Source organism: Dyadobacter beijingensis DSM 21582, from assembly GCF_000382205.1.
GTDB classification, from domain to species: domain Bacteria; phylum Bacteroidota; class Bacteroidia; order Cytophagales; family Spirosomataceae; genus Dyadobacter; species Dyadobacter beijingensis.
Window position 1 is genome coordinate 785,678 of record NZ_KB907787.1, and the last position, 14,463, is coordinate 800,140.

17 protein-coding genes are annotated in these 14,463 nt (G+C 51.1%); 7 read left to right on the forward strand and 10 right to left on the reverse strand.

The window, feature by feature from the left end; all coding sequences use genetic code 11:
- Positions 1 to 119 precede the first annotated feature (119 nt).
- Both H144_RS0110520 and H144_RS31695 read left to right on the forward strand, forming a co-directional pair.
- Positions 120 to 1,175: an NAD-dependent epimerase/dehydratase family protein gene (locus H144_RS0110520; protein ID WP_019942019.1), complete on the forward strand. Its 1,056-nt coding sequence runs from the start codon at positions 120 to 122 to the stop codon at positions 1,173 to 1,175.
- 5 nt (positions 1,176 to 1,180) lie between these two features.
- A complete protein-coding gene (locus H144_RS31695; RefSeq protein WP_019942020.1) occupies positions 1,181 to 2,119 on the forward strand; it encodes an FkbM family methyltransferase in 939 nt (312 codons plus the stop codon).
- A 68-nt stretch (positions 2,120 to 2,187) separates the two neighbouring features.
- Here H144_RS31695 and H144_RS0110530 read toward each other — a convergent pair whose 3' ends face one another.
- The 7 genes from H144_RS0110530 to H144_RS0110560 all read right to left on the reverse strand — a co-directional run bounded on the left by H144_RS0110530 (position 2,188) and on the right by H144_RS0110560 (position 8,698).
- A complete protein-coding gene (locus tag H144_RS0110530; protein WP_026350584.1) occupies positions 2,188 to 2,769 on the reverse strand; it encodes an HmuY family protein in 582 nt (193 codons plus the stop codon).
- A 77-nt stretch (positions 2,770 to 2,846) separates the two neighbouring features.
- On the reverse strand, positions 2,847 to 4,244 hold the full coding sequence (locus H144_RS0110535; protein WP_019942022.1) for an HmuY family protein: 1,398 nt from the start codon (positions 4,242 to 4,244) through the stop codon (positions 2,847 to 2,849).
- A 35-nt stretch (positions 4,245 to 4,279) separates the two neighbouring features.
- The gene (locus H144_RS0110540; RefSeq protein ID WP_229207878.1) at positions 4,280 to 6,370 is read right to left on the reverse strand and encodes a TonB-dependent receptor plug domain-containing protein; all 2,091 of its coding nucleotides are present in this window, start codon (positions 6,368 to 6,370) and stop codon (positions 4,280 to 4,282) included.
- Positions 6,371 to 6,490: 120 nt separating this feature from the next.
- Positions 6,491 to 7,021: a YceI family protein gene (locus H144_RS0110545; protein ID WP_019942024.1), complete on the reverse strand. Its 531-nt coding sequence runs from the start codon at positions 7,019 to 7,021 to the stop codon at positions 6,491 to 6,493.
- A gap of 22 nt (positions 7,022 to 7,043) precedes the next feature.
- Positions 7,044 to 7,382: an avidin-fold protein gene (locus tag H144_RS0110550; protein WP_019942025.1), complete on the reverse strand. Its 339-nt coding sequence runs from the start codon at positions 7,380 to 7,382 to the stop codon at positions 7,044 to 7,046.
- A 53-nt stretch (positions 7,383 to 7,435) separates the two neighbouring features.
- Positions 7,436 to 7,822: a VOC family protein gene (locus tag H144_RS0110555; RefSeq protein ID WP_019942026.1), complete on the reverse strand. Its 387-nt coding sequence runs from the start codon at positions 7,820 to 7,822 to the stop codon at positions 7,436 to 7,438.
- Between the two features lie 66 nt (positions 7,823 to 7,888).
- Entirely contained in the window at positions 7,889 to 8,698 is an 810-nt protein-coding gene (locus H144_RS0110560) for a helix-turn-helix domain-containing protein (protein WP_019942027.1), read from the reverse strand.
- 153 nt (positions 8,699 to 8,851) lie between these two features.
- Here H144_RS0110560 and H144_RS0110565 point away from each other — a divergent pair, with 153 nt between their 5' ends.
- The 4 genes from H144_RS0110565 to H144_RS0110585 all read left to right on the forward strand — a co-directional run bounded on the left by H144_RS0110565 (position 8,852) and on the right by H144_RS0110585 (position 12,418).
- Complete coding sequence (locus tag H144_RS0110565) at positions 8,852 to 9,706, forward strand: cupin-like domain-containing protein (RefSeq protein WP_019942028.1); 855 nt, start codon at positions 8,852 to 8,854, stop codon at positions 9,704 to 9,706.
- A gap of 105 nt (positions 9,707 to 9,811) precedes the next feature.
- Positions 9,812 to 11,830: an excinuclease ABC subunit UvrB gene (uvrB, locus tag H144_RS0110570; protein ID WP_019942029.1), complete on the forward strand. Its 2,019-nt coding sequence runs from the start codon at positions 9,812 to 9,814 to the stop codon at positions 11,828 to 11,830.
- 55 nt (positions 11,831 to 11,885) lie between these two features.
- Positions 11,886 to 12,104: a hypothetical protein gene (locus H144_RS31700; RefSeq protein ID WP_019942030.1), complete on the forward strand. Its 219-nt coding sequence runs from the start codon at positions 11,886 to 11,888 to the stop codon at positions 12,102 to 12,104.
- Positions 12,089 to 12,418 carry a type II toxin-antitoxin system PemK/MazF family toxin gene (locus H144_RS0110585; protein WP_026350586.1) on the forward strand — a complete coding sequence of 110 codons (330 nt, stop codon included), beginning with the start codon at positions 12,089 to 12,091 and terminating at the stop codon, positions 12,416 to 12,418. The genes H144_RS31700 and H144_RS0110585 overlap by 16 nt, the downstream gene beginning before the upstream one ends.
- On the opposite strand, the gene H144_RS0110590 is transcribed toward H144_RS0110585, so the two are convergent.
- Entirely contained in the window at positions 12,412 to 12,963 is a 552-nt protein-coding gene (locus H144_RS0110590; RefSeq protein WP_019942032.1) for a 5' nucleotidase, NT5C type, read from the reverse strand. The genes H144_RS0110585 and H144_RS0110590 overlap by 7 nt on opposite strands.
- A gap of 116 nt (positions 12,964 to 13,079) precedes the next feature.
- Here H144_RS0110590 and H144_RS0110595 point away from each other — a divergent pair, with 116 nt between their 5' ends.
- Entirely contained in the window at positions 13,080 to 13,829 is a 750-nt protein-coding gene (locus tag H144_RS0110595; RefSeq protein WP_026350587.1) for a DeoR/GlpR family DNA-binding transcription regulator, read from the forward strand.
- Positions 13,830 to 13,841: 12 nt separating this feature from the next.
- Here H144_RS0110595 and H144_RS34580 read toward each other — a convergent pair whose 3' ends face one another.
- Both H144_RS34580 and H144_RS34275 read right to left on the reverse strand, forming a co-directional pair.
- Positions 13,842 to 13,991: a hypothetical protein gene (locus H144_RS34580; RefSeq protein ID WP_019942034.1), complete on the reverse strand. Its 150-nt coding sequence runs from the start codon at positions 13,989 to 13,991 to the stop codon at positions 13,842 to 13,844.
- A gap of 92 nt (positions 13,992 to 14,083) precedes the next feature.
- The gene (locus tag H144_RS34275) at positions 14,084 to 14,452 is read right to left on the reverse strand and encodes a hypothetical protein (RefSeq protein WP_157504609.1); all 369 of its coding nucleotides are present in this window, start codon (positions 14,450 to 14,452) and stop codon (positions 14,084 to 14,086) included.
- Between the last annotated feature and the right edge of the window lie 11 nt (positions 14,453 to 14,463).

Genomic DNA, 14,463 nt, shown 5'->3' on the forward strand with positions numbered 1-14,463 from the left:
GCTCAAAAAAGACAATTTGTTTACCTTTGGGTAGCTCCCAACGGGCTTTTTAATAATTTGCGCTTCCTAATCTTTCCCGAAAAGCGCAATTTTGTTTTGTTACACACTAAACGCAATCTATGAATCCAATCATCAGAGAAGACATTGAGAAAATCATCGAAAACAGCCAGTTCTGGGGCCGCTTCAAAAACAAAGTCATTCTGATATCCGGTGCAAACGGTTTTTTGCCAGCCTACCTTGTCGATGTGCTGGTTCATCTCAACGAAGTCTTCGAAGGCCACAATACCAAAGTGATCGGCCTCGTCAGGAACCGCGAACGGGCCGCTGCCAGGCTCGGGCATCTCTTTTCAAATCCCCATTTCCAATTGATCGAACAGGACGTCAGTGACCCGCTGACGGTGGCCGGTCCCGTCGATTTTATCATCCACGCAGCCAGCCAGGCCAGTCCCAAGTATTACGGGGTCGACCCGGTAGGTACATTGAATGCCAATGTGCTGGGGACGATCAATTTGCTCAATCTGGCGCGTGAAAAGGAATGCGAGTCGTTTCTGTATTTCAGTTCGAGCGAAGTGTACGGGCAGGTGGAGGAAGAAAGGCTGCCGATCAACGAGCTGACTTTCGGTTACCTGAACCCCGCGAGCGTGCGGGCGTGCTATGGCGAGAGCAAGCGCATGGGCGAGAACCTTTGCGTGAGCTACGCGCACCAGTACGGCGTGAAGGCCAAAATCGTACGGCCTTTTCACACGTACGGACCTGGCATGCAGCTCAACGACGGCCGCGTGTTTGCCGATTTTGTCAATAATGTTGTCAGTAAGAACGACATCGTGCTGAACAGCGACGGGTCGAGCCGGAGGAATTTCTGCTACCTGGCCGATGCCGCCACCGGCTTTCTCACGGTTTTATTGAATGGGGAGAACGCGGAGGCTTATAATGTGGCCAATGCGCGGGAGGAATACAGCATTCTGGAACTGGCCAGGACCATTGTGGCGCTGAAACCGGAGTTGGGACTGAAAGTGACGGTCAACATCCCCGAGCAGCCGAATATCAATTACGTGAAAAGCGTGGTTTCGAGAGGAACGCCCGATATTTCCAAGATCAACGGAATAGGATGGGACCCGGCAACGACCGTTCCGGAAGGGTTTTTGAGAACTATCAACAGTTTTAATACACATTAATCAAGATGAGCATTCAATCGTATAAGGACAAGTATAAAAACGGGGAAATCACCAAGCACCAGCTGATCGACGAGCTGTACGCGAAATTCCATTCCATACTGTTCGACTACTCACAGGTATTGAAGGATACCGAATACGACAAAATTGAAATCACGGACGGTAAAGTGCATTTCGTGACGAAGGAAACCAACTTCCACGACGGCGGTATCCGGCTTTTGGTGGACCAGCACGACAAGAACACCATTCCGCTGATGTCTTTCGATTTCAACGTACTCGAACCGAACGACTCAGAGATCATCTTCAAAATGGTGAAGGAGGGGGATGTCGTTTTCGATATCGGCGCGAACATCGGCTGGTACTCGATCCATTTGGCTAAAAAGGTCGGTAACGGGCACATTCACTCTTTCGAGCCGATCCCTGCCACATTCGCACAGCTAAGCCAGAACCTTGCGCTGAACGGTTTTGAGAATGTTTCCATCAATAATGTAGCATTGTCGGAAACGCCGCAGGTTTTGAAATTCTTTTTCTCCCCACAATATTCGGCGGCGGCATCGGCGCGCAACATCACCGGCTCGGCGGAAATGATCGAAATGGAATGTCAGGCGATCACGCTCGATCAATATGTGCAGGAAAACAATGTGACAAAGCTCGATTTTATCAAATGCGACGTCGAGGGGGCGGAATATTTCGTGTATAAAGGCGGGCTGAAAACGCTGGCGGACCTGAAACCGATCGTTTTCACGGAAATGCTGCGCAAATGGGCGGCCAAATTCGATTACCACCCGAACGATATCATCAAGCTCTTCAAGGACCTCGGTTACCTGTGTTTCTATTCCGACAATGGCAAGCTCATTGAAATAACCGAAGTGACCGAAACGACGCTCCCGACGAACTATCTTTTCCTCCACCAGGAGAAACACGCCGGCATTATCGCCGGAGTTTAGCGGTTGAAAGCCATAAAAAAATCCCGGATCGATCCGGGATTTTTGCTTTTCAGGCTCGAATGGAAAGTTTAAAACTTCCCATCCGCTCCCGCAATCGTGTATCTGAAAGTGTAGTAGCTCGATTCTTCCGTCGGCACATCTTCCGGCGCGCCTTTGTAGTAGCTGATAATTTCCAGTTTAGCCACTTTGCCGTTCGCTGTCTTGACGAGTAACGTCCGTCCGGGGATAGGCAGGATCGCATGTACGCTCATGTCGTACTTGTACCACGAATTGCCGCTTCCGCCGGGAATCGCAAAGCCTGCGTCGCCGTCGGTTTTGAAGCCGTCTTTCGGAGCGTCGCTGACCTGGTCGAATGGTTTTTCCAAAACGATGGCGCCGCCTTCACCCGGGCCGCTCGTGCCATTGTTGGTAGCAATAGTGGTTTTGCTGAATGCAATGTCCCAGTTCTTCGTTTTGGCGTCTGCCTCCGGTACTTCCTTCCCCGTGGCGAGGCTGAAATAAATGTAAGATTTGGTATTCGCATTCAGGTCTTTGATGACCGTGATCTCCGGCCTCGCAGTTTCCATAACGGATGTAATGTTGGCCGGTTGGCGGGTCATTTCAGGCATCGCGAGGGCAAATGCCGAGATCATGATTGATTTCAATAACATATTTCAGCGTATTTAACTCAAACAGCCGCCGGGAACATGGCATCGGCCGGCAGCTGATTTGAATGGATGTTCTACTATTATGCGCCCTTCCTGACGAGCTTGTATTCCAGTTTCGGTTTGCCGCGCTCGCCGCCGTCGCTTGGGTGGAAGCTGATGAAACGCAGCTTGTAAATGTTACCGGCCGGGTCTTTGATGAGGTAGTACCGGTCGGTTTTAACACCCACGGTTCCGCCCGAAGTTACCCGCCATTTCGAACCGATCGCGTCGGCTGCTTTGCTGAATGTGACGCCGGTGAGGTTAGTTTCAGCAAATGCGTCGTAAGTAGCTGTGGTAGTGAGTACTTCGGCTGCTTCTACGCCGGCAAGGCTGTTGGTGAATACGAGGTCGGAGAAGCCGTAGGGAAGCACTACGCCGGGGCCTGCCGCGGTGAAGTACATGCTGTAACCCCATTTCAGGTCCCAACGATCTTTCGCGGGTTCCACATCCACGTTAGCACCTTTTTCCAGCGAAACGAATTCGAAGTTGTAAGCTGCATCTTTGGTAATGTCGAGCGTTTTGAATGTCGTATCGTTCACTTTTGCATATTGCAGCGTGTAGCCGGCGCCTTTGCGGAGCACGCGGATTTTGTACAAATCGGTGGCTGCCAGTACCGCGCCGCTTCCACCCTTACGGTTCAGGATGTACACTTTGTTGTCGGCATCGGTAGCTGAAACGGCCGCGATCACCGTTTTGGTAATATCGCCCGCCGCATCGTCCACGAGGGCCAGTTTACCAGCGCCCTGGCCTACCGCGAGTGAGTCGGCTTTGAAGTCCTTGTCGGAAACGGCGTTGAGATCCGTCTTATTGATTGCCAATGCAGAAGCGCCATTGGTACCGTTGATCGTCACGCGGAAATCGGCGCCGTTGTAGAATCCAAGATCCCAGCTGTCACGCAAAACGGGCGTCTGCACATTGCTGCTCAGGTCGAGAAATACCGAATTGCCCGCGCTGCTTCCCGCCTCGCTGCCGGCAATGCCGTTCAGCTGGATGCTGGTACCGTCGGAAATGATCGCTTTGAAGCTCAGTTTCAGGCCCGAATTGGTCCCTACCAGGACAGGGCTCGCTACCGAAGCGATTTTGAAAGCAATGCTCTCGTCGCCATCCAGCAGTACGCCCGCCTTTTTGGCAACTTTGAATGAAACGGACGACTGCCCGGCCGGTACCGACAAAGCGATGGTATTGTTTGCCGCAGCCGGTGTAGTAGTGAATTCAGTTCCGTAGGTCAGTTGGGTAGGGGTCAGCGATACGGAAATGGCTGTCGCCGCATCCGCCGCCCTCGAAAGCGCGATCCTGATTTCGGTTTCTTCACCTTCAAAACCCTTTTCGGTGCTCTCGAAAGCCGCCAGGTTATCCGGTAGTGGTGGTTCGTCGTCGCTACATGCATTGAATGTTCCCAGGAAAGCAACCAGTAGTAGTGACCGGACTATTTTCTTCATGATTAATTGGAGTTATAATGAAAGGGTATTGATGATTAGTTTTTTGTGAATTGAAAGCTCAGGCCGAGGAAGTAAGACCGTCCGAACGACATCGGTACTGCGCCGCCGGTGCTGTGCGCCCCGCCCGTGTCAGTAGAGCTGTTTTGCAGACTGGTGACGTCGAACAGGTTTTTAATGCCGCCCAGCAGATTGAGCTGCTTGCCGAGCGTCTTGCTGAGCGTGAGGTCGGCCATGTGGAAGCCCTCCGTCTCGGCCAGGTGGACGTTGACCTGATCGGTGGTTTCGTAAACAGGGCGCTTGCCCGAGTATTTATAAAAAAGGTTAATGCTTGCCCCGGCCTTTTTGAAGTTGTAAAGCAGGTTGGCATTGATTTCGGTTGACCAGACAAACTCCGGCAATGCCCCGAAAGCTTCCGGCGCTTCGGAAAATTCGTTGTACCGGCCAATGTAAGTCGCACCAACAGTCGCTTGCAGGTTTTTCCAGAAAAACTTGTTGTCCAGCGAGAAACCGGTGGTTTTAAACAAATGGATATTCAGGTAGGTTGTTTGCGTGCGGTCGTTCGGGTCGATGCCGGTGTCGATCAGGTCGTGGAAAACGTTGTAAAACCCGCCGAGCGTGGAGTTCATGTGCAACCCATCGCGGCTGACGGCCTGCCATACGAGGAAGGAGTTGAAGCTGTTGGAATACTCCGCTTTCAGGTTCACGTTGCCGTTAATGGAGTGGGAAGCGTCATGAAAATCGAAGTAAAGCTCGCGCAAGGCCGGCGAGCGGAACCCGCGTGCGTAGCCGAAGCGGAAGTCGAGCGATTTGGTCAATGTGAGCTTGCCGTTCAGGGAAGGGATCACCGGCGGCGCGTCGTACACCGAATTGCCGAGGAAACGCAGGCCGGGCGTCAGTTTGAAAAACTTCCCGAAACGGATTTCAGGTGCCACAAATAGTGCGTATTCATTGATCGCAGGTGCGCCGAGAATGCGTGCGCCGGAGGCATTGTTGTTGGAAAAATCAACGCCTGCTAGTAGTGAAAAATGGTCGCTGGCTTTGAAAAAGGCTGTTCCGCGAAAGAATGCCGTCGTGAAAACGGACTTATCCTGCGAGCCCGGATCGAGCGATAACGTGCGGCGGCCGAGTGAATCTTCGTTGGTACTGAGTGTCCGGCGCGAATAATCGGTATAGGAGCCTACCGCAGTGATATTCAGTTTGTCATTCAGCCTGATTTCCGATTGCACCTGGTGGAACCAGCGCTTGGTCATGTAATCCTTATCGGCTGCTATGCCAGATACCGGGTTGCGGTTGCCGAGGTATTGTATCTTTTCATCGGTGCCGTTGAACCGGTACCAAATGTTCCATTGCTTGCCCGAAAGGCGCGTTCCGGCCGTGTAGAGCATTTGTTCCTTCGGCATCCAGTCCTTGGCGCGGCCCGTGGAAGCGCCCTGCCAGCCGCCGAAATTATTCCGGGTCACATTTCCCGACATTTGCAGGCGTTCGTTCTGCCATACCACACCCACTCCCTGGTTATGCGTGCCCTTTTTGGTGAGCGCATCGTACTCATCGCCGGCCGTTTCTTCCTGCACACGCGCGTTCACGGTCAGTGAAGAGCCGCTCTGGGAAGAGCCGCTCTGGCCTTTTTTCGTGATAATGTTGATTACCCCGGCCAATGCGTCGGTCCCGTACATGACGGACATCGGTCCCTCCACGATCTCGATTTTTTCGATTGTATTGATGTCGATCTGTGCGAGGCTCTCACGCGTACTGCCGCGGTCCACCATCGGGATGCCGTCCAGCAGGATCTTGACGCCCTGGCCCGACATGCCCATGAGCTGTATGTCGCTGGTACCCAGCGTAAGGTCGTTTGAAAAGCGGATTCCGAGTTCGGTATTGAGGATCGTTTGCAGGTTTGTCGCGCCGCGCAGACGAATGCGTTCGCTGTCGATCGTGCGCACCTGATACACCGAATTACGCAGCGATTGCGGCTCCGATTGACCGGTGATGACCACCTCGTTCAGTGTGAGCGTCGTATCCGCGCGCCGAGGATTATCGGCCTTTGGTGCGAAAATGCCGCTGCCTTCCTGCGCCATTACGGCATTGATACCGAGTAGTATGAATGAGAAGATAAAAGTATTTCTCACAGAGAATTTAATTTAGACTAATTACATTCACAAAGGAATAGATTATTTAGACTAATTACAATTACAGGAAAATATTTTTTGTGACTGGCTGATTGTCAGCTTCTAAATGAAAGAGAAGTGCTATTTGATGGTCGCTTGAAGGTTGACGGTGACGATGTCTTTGAGCTTCCAGTCCTTTTCGCCGATCTTGTAGTCGAGGCGATTTACATCGAAGGTGCTCGTAATAGCATAGCTGCCGTCGCCACTCTTTTTGGCTTCGAAGGGAAGGGTAACGGTCTTGGACACATCCCGCATGGTAAGGGTGCCGGTAACCTGGTACTTGCCGTCTTTCTTCTCGACTTTGGAAGATTTGAAATGAATATCGGGATATTTCTCGACCCAGAAATACTTGTCGCTCTTCATGTCCTTGTCGCGCGAGTTGTTGTTGGTTTTAAATGTATTCGCAGCGATTCTGACGTTGAAAGAAGCATTTTCAGGATTCTTTTCATTAAAAACAGCCTCACCGCGCGGTGCGTCGAATGTGCCGTTACAGGTGCCGAGGATGAATTTGACGCTGAATTTCGTGGAGCCAGAAACGATTTTGGAAGTTTGCGCCGATACCTGGCCTGCGAATGCCGCCAGTAGCATGGATAATGCGAGAATGTGCCGCATGGTTTTTCAGTTTGGATGAATGTCAGAGTTCTTCCAGCAAGGATTCTCCTGCCGAGCAATCGCCGGAAGTCCATTGCCATTTCTCGTGCATACGGATTTTTCCGTTCGGTAGTTGCTCGGGCGTCGAGCGGCAAATGCCGGTTGTAATTTCGCCTTTGTCGTTCACCTGGTGGTAGCGCATGTCCAGATTCCCGTGGTCGTCTACGAGCGCAATGAGGTGCCCCGCACGTATGCGCCCGCCCGAATACGTGGAAGTGACGATGTTGCCGGTTTGCTGATACACAAACTGCATGCTGAGGTCCACCTCACCGTTTTCGGAATTGGACAATGGGACGAATACTTTGTTGTTATAATCGATCATAGGGAAAATGCCGTCTTAATGCGCTAAATATAGGCATTAAGACGGCATTTCGATCAAAGGACCGACGTGATCCACCACGTATTTCCGCAGGGATCGGTGACGCCGCAGCTTCGCCCGTAATCCTGGTCGGCGGGCGGCATCACGCTCGTTCCGCCGCTGTCGAGCGCCTTTTGGTAACTGTCGTCGGCATTATCGACGTACACGAACAGGTTAGCCGGCTGTGCGGGCCATTCGGGGCGGCTGTCGCAGAACATAATGGTGCTGCTGCCGATCGTCACTTCCGAATGCTTGATCTGTTGCGGATCGTCTTCCTGGTAGTGCGTGGAACTGATCGTTCCGCCGAAAACGGCGGTGGTGAAATCTTTGAATTTCGAAGCGCCGTCGAGCATCAGGTATGGCATGATGGTCTGGTGGCCGTTCGGGACTCTTACATTGCTCATGATTTTTGTTTTTGGTTTAAACAAAAGTAGACTGGCAGCTACCCGGGAAATTGGAAAAAAACGACATTATGCATCGCGGTACTCCGACCCTTCGGCATTTCCCGAAAAGAAGGTTTTGGGATGATCGCCCGAGAATGCTTTGAAGTCGTGGATGAAATGCGACTGGTCGTAATAGCCGCATTCATAGGCGATTTCGGTGAGGGACTTGCCGGTGTTTCCATATTGACTGAGCGCAGCCTGAAAGCGGATGATCCGGCTGAAAAGCTTGGGACTGAAGCCCGAAAATGCCAGGAACTTCCGCTCGAACTGCCTGGTCGACAAAAAACTCTGTGCCGCGAGGTCAGGAATGCGGGCGAGGCCGTTGGAGCGGATAACACTGCCGATCACGGAGAAAACCGCCGGCTCGCTGATCTCGCGTTTGCGGATGCATTTCCTCAGAAATTCGGAAATAATGCCGGCGCGTGCGGTGTGATCGGGAGCAAGCATGACACGTTCTTCCAGGTCGGTACCGGCCGGACCGAAAAATGTAGCCAGGTCGGGCATCTGGTTGCTGAGCTCCGCGGCAGGCACGCCAAACAGCGCCGGAACGGCATATGGATAGAGATATACCCCGAATATTCCGAAATCCTGGCCGATCACAAACCGCCGGAACGACCGCGACTGGCCGTGAATACCTGCATGGAAAGAGGCTTCCTGTAAACCGGTCTTTAAAATTTCATCGAACCGGCCTTTGAAATGAAACACCATTTCCGCGCAGCCGTCGGCCATTGTCCGGTGAAAATAGGGCTCGTCGCCGGGCAGGTCGTGTTCCAGTACCCAGAAAAAGCGGACGTATCTGGCCAGGTCGGCGGGCGGTGGTATGGTGAAATATTTCATACTTTTACATTATTCTATGAAATTTACATTTTTGAAATCTCTTTAATACATTTGAACAGCATTTTGATCACTTGAAAGAGATGGTTTTATGCAGCCGGAAGAAAATTTTCCCGCAATACTTTAATTAGTCGATTACCTACTCAATTTCTTGCTATGAAATTAGTGCCCATAGAGAAGCGCACCGGACTCACGCGCGAAGAATTCATCGAAAATTATCTAAAACCAAGTCGCCCTGTCGTATTTACCGACCTGGCGAAGGACTGGCCTGCGGTTCAGAAATGGACGTTCGACTGGTTACGCGAGAACCACGGAAACCTGGATGTGCCTTTGGTGGACAACCACATTCACGATGCGGACAAGTATTTCCAAATTGCCAAAACCATGAAATTCGGCGATTACCTGAGCCTGATCGAAAAAGGTCCGACCGACCTCCGCATTTTCCTTTTCGACATTTTCAAAAAGATCCCCGAGCTGGCCGACGACATCCGTTTCCCGACGATCATGGACGGATTTCTGAAATCATACAAATTTGTATTTTTCGGCGGCGAGGGCTCTATCACCAACCTGCATTACGACATGGATTGCTCTAACGTATTCCTGACGCAATTCCAGACCCGCAAGCAGGTTATCCTGTTCTCTCCCGAGGAAAGCCGCCGGCTTTATCACCACCCATTTACGGTGATGAGCAAGGTGAACCCGCTCGACCCGGATTATAAGAAATTCCCTGCACTGGAAGGTGCTACCGGCTACGAAACGATCCTTCAACACGGCGAGACGATCTTTATACCATCGCTTTGGTGGCATTATATCCGGTATGTCGACGGCGGTTTCAGTCTCGCATTACGCGCGAACAATTCCATTTTTACGGCCGTGCGCGGCGGTATGAACCTGGTACGCCACACGTTTGTCGACAAAAGCATGACCAAGCTGCTGGGCCTTGACTGGCAGCACTGGAAAGAGAAAAAGGCGGTCGAGAATGCACAGGACCTGCTTCAAAAGCAAGCCTGAGGAAGTTCAGGTTAAGTGAACCGGCGATCGGTTGTTTGAAACGCATTTCAAAGAAACTAATCTATCTTTGAAATGCGTTTCTCTTGTATTGCCTCACGACTTGCTATGAACTTCGAACTCACTTCAGAATACCAGCCGACGGGCGATCAGCCGGAGGCAATCAACCAGTTAATACAGGGAATTGAAAATGGAGAACCGGCCCAGACGCTGCTCGGGGTGACAGGTTCGGGAAAGACGTTTACGGTGGCCAACGTAGTGGCCCAGGTGAACAAGCCGACGTTAGTTTTGAGCCACAACAAAACGCTTGCGGCGCAACTTTACGGCGAATTCAAGCAATTTTTCCCCAATAATGCTGTCGAGTACTTCATCAGCTACTACGATTATTACCAACCGGAGGCATTCATTTCCACTACCAACACCTACATTGAAAAGGACCTGATGATCAATCAGGAGATCGAAAAGCTGCGTCTGCACACGGTTTCGTCGCTCATGAGCGGGCGGCGCGATGTGGTGGTGGTGGCGTCGGTTTCCTGCATTTATGGTGCGGGTAACCCTTTGGAATACAAAAAGAGCATTGTCAGCGCCAAACTCGGCGATATCGTTCCTCGCAACCAGTTCTTGTTCAGGCTGGTGGAAATCCTTTACAGCCGGACGGAAGTGGAGTTCAACCGCGGTACATTCCGGGTTAAAGGCGATACGGTCGACGTATTCCCGGGCTATGCGGATTTCGCTTACCGGTTTATCTTTTTTGGGGATGAAATCGAGGATATTCAGCGCATTGAACCGGAGACGGGCAAGAAAATATCCTCCGAAAAGGCGATTGCTATTTTCCCTGCCAACTTGTTCGTGACCGGCCGCGATGTACTGATGCAATCGATCAAGGAAATTCAGGATGATTTACAAACGCAGGTCAAATACTTTATTGCGGAAGGCAGGCTCGCGGAGGCGGAGCGCGTGAAAGAGCGCACCGAGTTTGATATGGAAATGATGCGCGAGCTGGGCTATTGCTCTGGTATTGAAAACTATTCAAGGTATTTTGACCGCCGGATGCCGGGGCAACGGCCATTCTGCCTGCTCGATTATTTCCCCGAGGATTTCCTGATGGTGGTGGACGAAAGCCATGTGACGATGCCGCAGATCCGCGCGATGTGGGGCGGCGACCGCTCGCGGAAGGAGGCATTGGTGGAATACGGCTTCCGGTTGCCGTCGGCGCTGGATAACAGGCCATTGACATTCCAGGAGTTCGAGGATATGACGCCGCAGACGATTTTCGTGAGTGCTACGCCGGCGGATTATGAATTGCGCAAATCGGAAGGTGTTGTGGTTGAGCAAATTATTCGTCCTACTGGCCTGCTTGACCCTGAAATCGAGGTAAGGCCGAGCCTGAACCAGATTGACGATCTTCTGGAAGAAATCACCAAACGCATTGAACTCGGCGACCGCGTCCTGGTGACGACTTTAACCAAAAGAATGGCCGAAGAGCTCAGTAAATACCTCGATCGTGTCGGTATCAAATGCCGCTACATTCACTCCGAAGTGAAGGCGCTGGACCGCGTGGAGATTTTGCGTGAACTTCGCCTGGGTGTTTTCGATGTGCTCGTGGGCGTCAACCTACTGCGTGAAGGACTAGATTTGCCCGAAGTATCGCTCGTGGCCATTATGGATGCCGACAAGGAAGGTTTCCTGCGCGACACCCGCTCGATGATCCAGACCATCGGCCGCGCCGCACGTAACGACCGCGGAAAGGTGATTATGTACGCCGATACCATTACGGGCTCGATGCAATTGGCGATCGACGAAACGAACCGCCGCCGCAGCATTCAAATGGAATACAATATCGAGAACGGCGTTGTACCGAGAACGGTGCGGAAATCCAAGGAGGCCATTATGGAACAGACTTCCGTAGCCGATTCCAAAGTCCGTAAAGTGTACGTGGAGCCGGAGGAAGTCAAAATCGCCGCCGATCCGGTGGTACAGTACATGGGCAAAACCGACCTCCAGAAGCTCATCGCCGAAACCCAACGCAAAATGGAATCCGCCGCGAAGGACCTCGACTTTTTGGAAGCCGCGAGGCTGCGTGACGAGTTGCTGCAACTGAAAGCGCGGGTGCAGGAGCAGGGGTGACGATTGTGAGATGCAGATAAATGTTTAAATTTATCAAGCGTTTGTCAACTATCTTATGATCAAAACATTAATTACGCCGGAGAATACCAGTATTTCGCTGGAACTGCCTGCTTCTTTTGTCGGAAAGCAGGTAGAGATCATTGCGTTTACAATTAATGAATCGGTGAAGGAAAGTGGCGAACAAGATTACACACTCACACACTATGCCAGCCAGAAATCACTCGAAAAAGACTGGCTGACGGAAGAAGAAGACAAAGCATGGCAAAATTTGTAAAAGGTGAAGTAGTAGTAATTCCTTTCCCATTCTCCGACCTGTCGGGCTCCAAAAGAAGACCTGCATTGGTCGTTGCCGATTTGCCCGGCGACGACCTGTTATTATGCCAGATCACATCACAAAGTTCCAGGGATATTTATGCCGTCCCATTGCTGGTCACTGATTTTCTAAGCGGCTCATTGCCCGTGAATAGCTTCATCCGGCCCATTCGCCTTTTTACTGCTGACAAAAATATTGTTATCCGCAAGGCCGGTTTCGTCAGAGCGAAAACGATGAAAGAAGTTGTCCAGACGATTTTGCGGGTTATTCAGTGAGTTGGGTGGGAAATTTCAAGCTCCGATGCCAGCAATTCCAGCACTTCTTCCCAATTATTTACCCGCGTGTGCTTGTTGATGCCCAGGTTATGCCCGGCGGTGAACAGAATGGGTTTGCCTTTATGGAAATCGAGGTTTTTTAAATGGTCGTCGATGAGGTAATCGGTGTTGATGACGCTTTTGTCGCCGCAGAAAATGATGTTTCTCCAATGAATGGATGGGAAATGCTCGGCGAGCCAGTCGTATTTTTCGGGGAGGGAGTTGGGGAATTCCATTGCGGCCGATACGATGTAGACTTCGTAGTTTTCCTGTAATTTGATAATGGCCTCCTGCGCGCCGGGAATGAGCGGTGCGTAGCGGAAAAATCCGGGTTTGTAAAGCAGGGTGCGCGCGGCAAGCGGATCGGGAAAGGCCTGATCTTCCGGGATACCGTGCATATCCTCTTTGGTAACCCGCACCCCGAATGCGTCGGCGTAATGGTTGATCCAGTTCGCTTCTATGTCCACGATGACATTGTCCATATCCACCGCAATTGTTTTTTTCATGATGTAGTAAAATTAGTATTTGCAATTATTTGCGACAAATATAAGCCATATATGCAATATTTTGCAATATTAAATTTAAAATGTTTGTTAAATTTGCAAGCATAACCGAAGTCACTATGTTAAAAGAAGAACGTTTCCAGATCATACTGGACCAGCTGGGGCACGAGCAAAAGGTATATCTGGGACATTTGAGCACGTTGCTGAATGTGTCGGAGGATACCGTCAGGAGGGATATCAAGGAGCTGGCCGATCAGGGACTGCTGAAATCGGTAAGGGGCGGGGCGGTACCTCATGCGCCTGGGCCGCATCATTTCCGCGACCGCATGACGTATGACAACGAGCAAAAGCAAATTATTGCAAAAAAGGCATTACAGTTTCTTAAAGATGGTCAGGTAGTGATTTTCGATGGCGGTACATCCGCGTTGCTGATCGCACAAATGCTGCCGAAAGACCTCAAATTGACTGTGATCACCAACAGCTTCCCGATCGCATCCATTCTGGAAGAGCATGAGCACGTGGACGTACTTTTCGCCGGCGGCCGGTTGCTGAAAGATTCGTTCGTCACGATCGGCAACGACGCCATTCAGTTTTTCAAGAAGTTCAGGGCAGATATTTGCCTGCTCGGAATTTGCAGCATTCATACGAACCTCGGCGTTACCGGACCTGATTTTGAGGAAGGTGAGGTGAAAAGGACGATGATCGAATGCTCCAAGGAAGTGATCGCATTGGCAACGACCGAAAAACTGGGCACTGCTGAGGCGTATTACGTTTGTCCTACCGAACGGTTGTCGACGATTATTACGGATAAACAAGCTGATATCGAGGAGTTTGACATTTACAGGGGGCTGGGAATCAGTATGGTCTGACTCCCAGGTTCCTTATTTTTTGGTAGTTTCTTCAATCTTGAAAGAAGTATCGTCGATGCTCTTCGACTCCTGATTGATGGCATTCGAAAACCCGAGCATAAACGAAATTGCGATCCGCAGAAGCCATTTCCGCAGAAAGTAAACTGTCCGTCTGATTCCCATTTTCCGTTTTTATTGAATCGTAAATAATAAGCGCATGGCATTGCCTGGATGCGTTTTCCGGCGCATTCAGGCAATGCGTGTTTCATGCAGGATTACGACTGTGAAATGGAAGGATCGTCGGATGAAAGCGTCCGGCTTCGGAAATGCTGGTTTTGGACCTGAACCTGGTTACGTGTGGGGTAGCAATTCAATGCCGCATTATCGGCGACTACATTGCTCAGGTTAGCCGAAAGGCAGGAAATGAGCACAGATTGTGCATGTTTGAAATGTGCAGAATGCGCGGATAGATTAGTATTAGGTTTGGAATGCCTAAAATGGAGGACATTGCGGGTGCTGAGATGATGCCGACTGACGGTCTGCTCAATCCGGTAGTGGCCGGTTTGGCTGGCGTCGCGAAAATGCAGGACACTGACGGACAGTACCGTCAGAAATAGCCATTTTAAAAGATAATGTCCCCTCATGATCGTAGTGA

What these genes read in the sequence shown, in the direction of transcription:
- H144_RS0110565 (WP_019942028.1), top strand. Translation starts at nt 8,852, where the DNA reads ATGAAATTAGTGCCCATAGAGAAGCGCACCGGACTCACGCGCGAAGAA.
- H144_RS0110530 (WP_026350584.1), bottom strand. Translation starts at nt 2,769, where the DNA reads ATGTTATTGAAATCAATCATGATCTCGGCATTTGCCCTCGCGATGCCT.
- H144_RS0110555 (WP_019942026.1), bottom strand. Translation starts at nt 7,822, where the DNA reads ATGAGCAATGTAAGAGTCCCGAACGGCCACCAGACCATCATGCCATAC.
- H144_RS0110585 (WP_026350586.1), top strand. Translation starts at nt 12,089, where the DNA reads ATGGCAAAATTTGTAAAAGGTGAAGTAGTAGTAATTCCTTTCCCATTC.
- H144_RS31700 (WP_019942030.1), top strand. Translation starts at nt 11,886, where the DNA reads ATGATCAAAACATTAATTACGCCGGAGAATACCAGTATTTCGCTGGAA.
- H144_RS0110520 (WP_019942019.1), top strand. Translation starts at nt 120, where the DNA reads ATGAATCCAATCATCAGAGAAGACATTGAGAAAATCATCGAAAACAGC.
- H144_RS0110560 (WP_019942027.1), bottom strand. Translation starts at nt 8,698, where the DNA reads ATGAAATATTTCACCATACCACCGCCCGCCGACCTGGCCAGATACGTC.
- uvrB (WP_019942029.1), top strand. Translation starts at nt 9,812, where the DNA reads ATGAACTTCGAACTCACTTCAGAATACCAGCCGACGGGCGATCAGCCG.
- H144_RS0110550 (WP_019942025.1), bottom strand. Translation starts at nt 7,382, where the DNA reads ATGATCGATTATAACAACAAAGTATTCGTCCCATTGTCCAATTCCGAA.
- H144_RS34275 (WP_157504609.1), bottom strand. Translation starts at nt 14,452, where the DNA reads ATGAGGGGACATTATCTTTTAAAATGGCTATTTCTGACGGTACTGTCC.
- H144_RS0110590 (WP_019942032.1), bottom strand. Translation starts at nt 12,963, where the DNA reads ATGAAAAAAACAATTGCGGTGGATATGGACAATGTCATCGTGGACATA.
- H144_RS0110535 (WP_019942022.1), bottom strand. Translation starts at nt 4,244, where the DNA reads ATGAAGAAAATAGTCCGGTCACTACTACTGGTTGCTTTCCTGGGAACA.
- H144_RS31695 (WP_019942020.1), top strand. Translation starts at nt 1,181, where the DNA reads ATGAGCATTCAATCGTATAAGGACAAGTATAAAAACGGGGAAATCACC.
- H144_RS0110545 (WP_019942024.1), bottom strand. Translation starts at nt 7,021, where the DNA reads ATGCGGCACATTCTCGCATTATCCATGCTACTGGCGGCATTCGCAGGC.
- H144_RS0110595 (WP_026350587.1), top strand. Translation starts at nt 13,080, where the DNA reads ATGTTAAAAGAAGAACGTTTCCAGATCATACTGGACCAGCTGGGGCAC.
- H144_RS34580 (WP_019942034.1), bottom strand. Translation starts at nt 13,991, where the DNA reads ATGGGAATCAGACGGACAGTTTACTTTCTGCGGAAATGGCTTCTGCGG.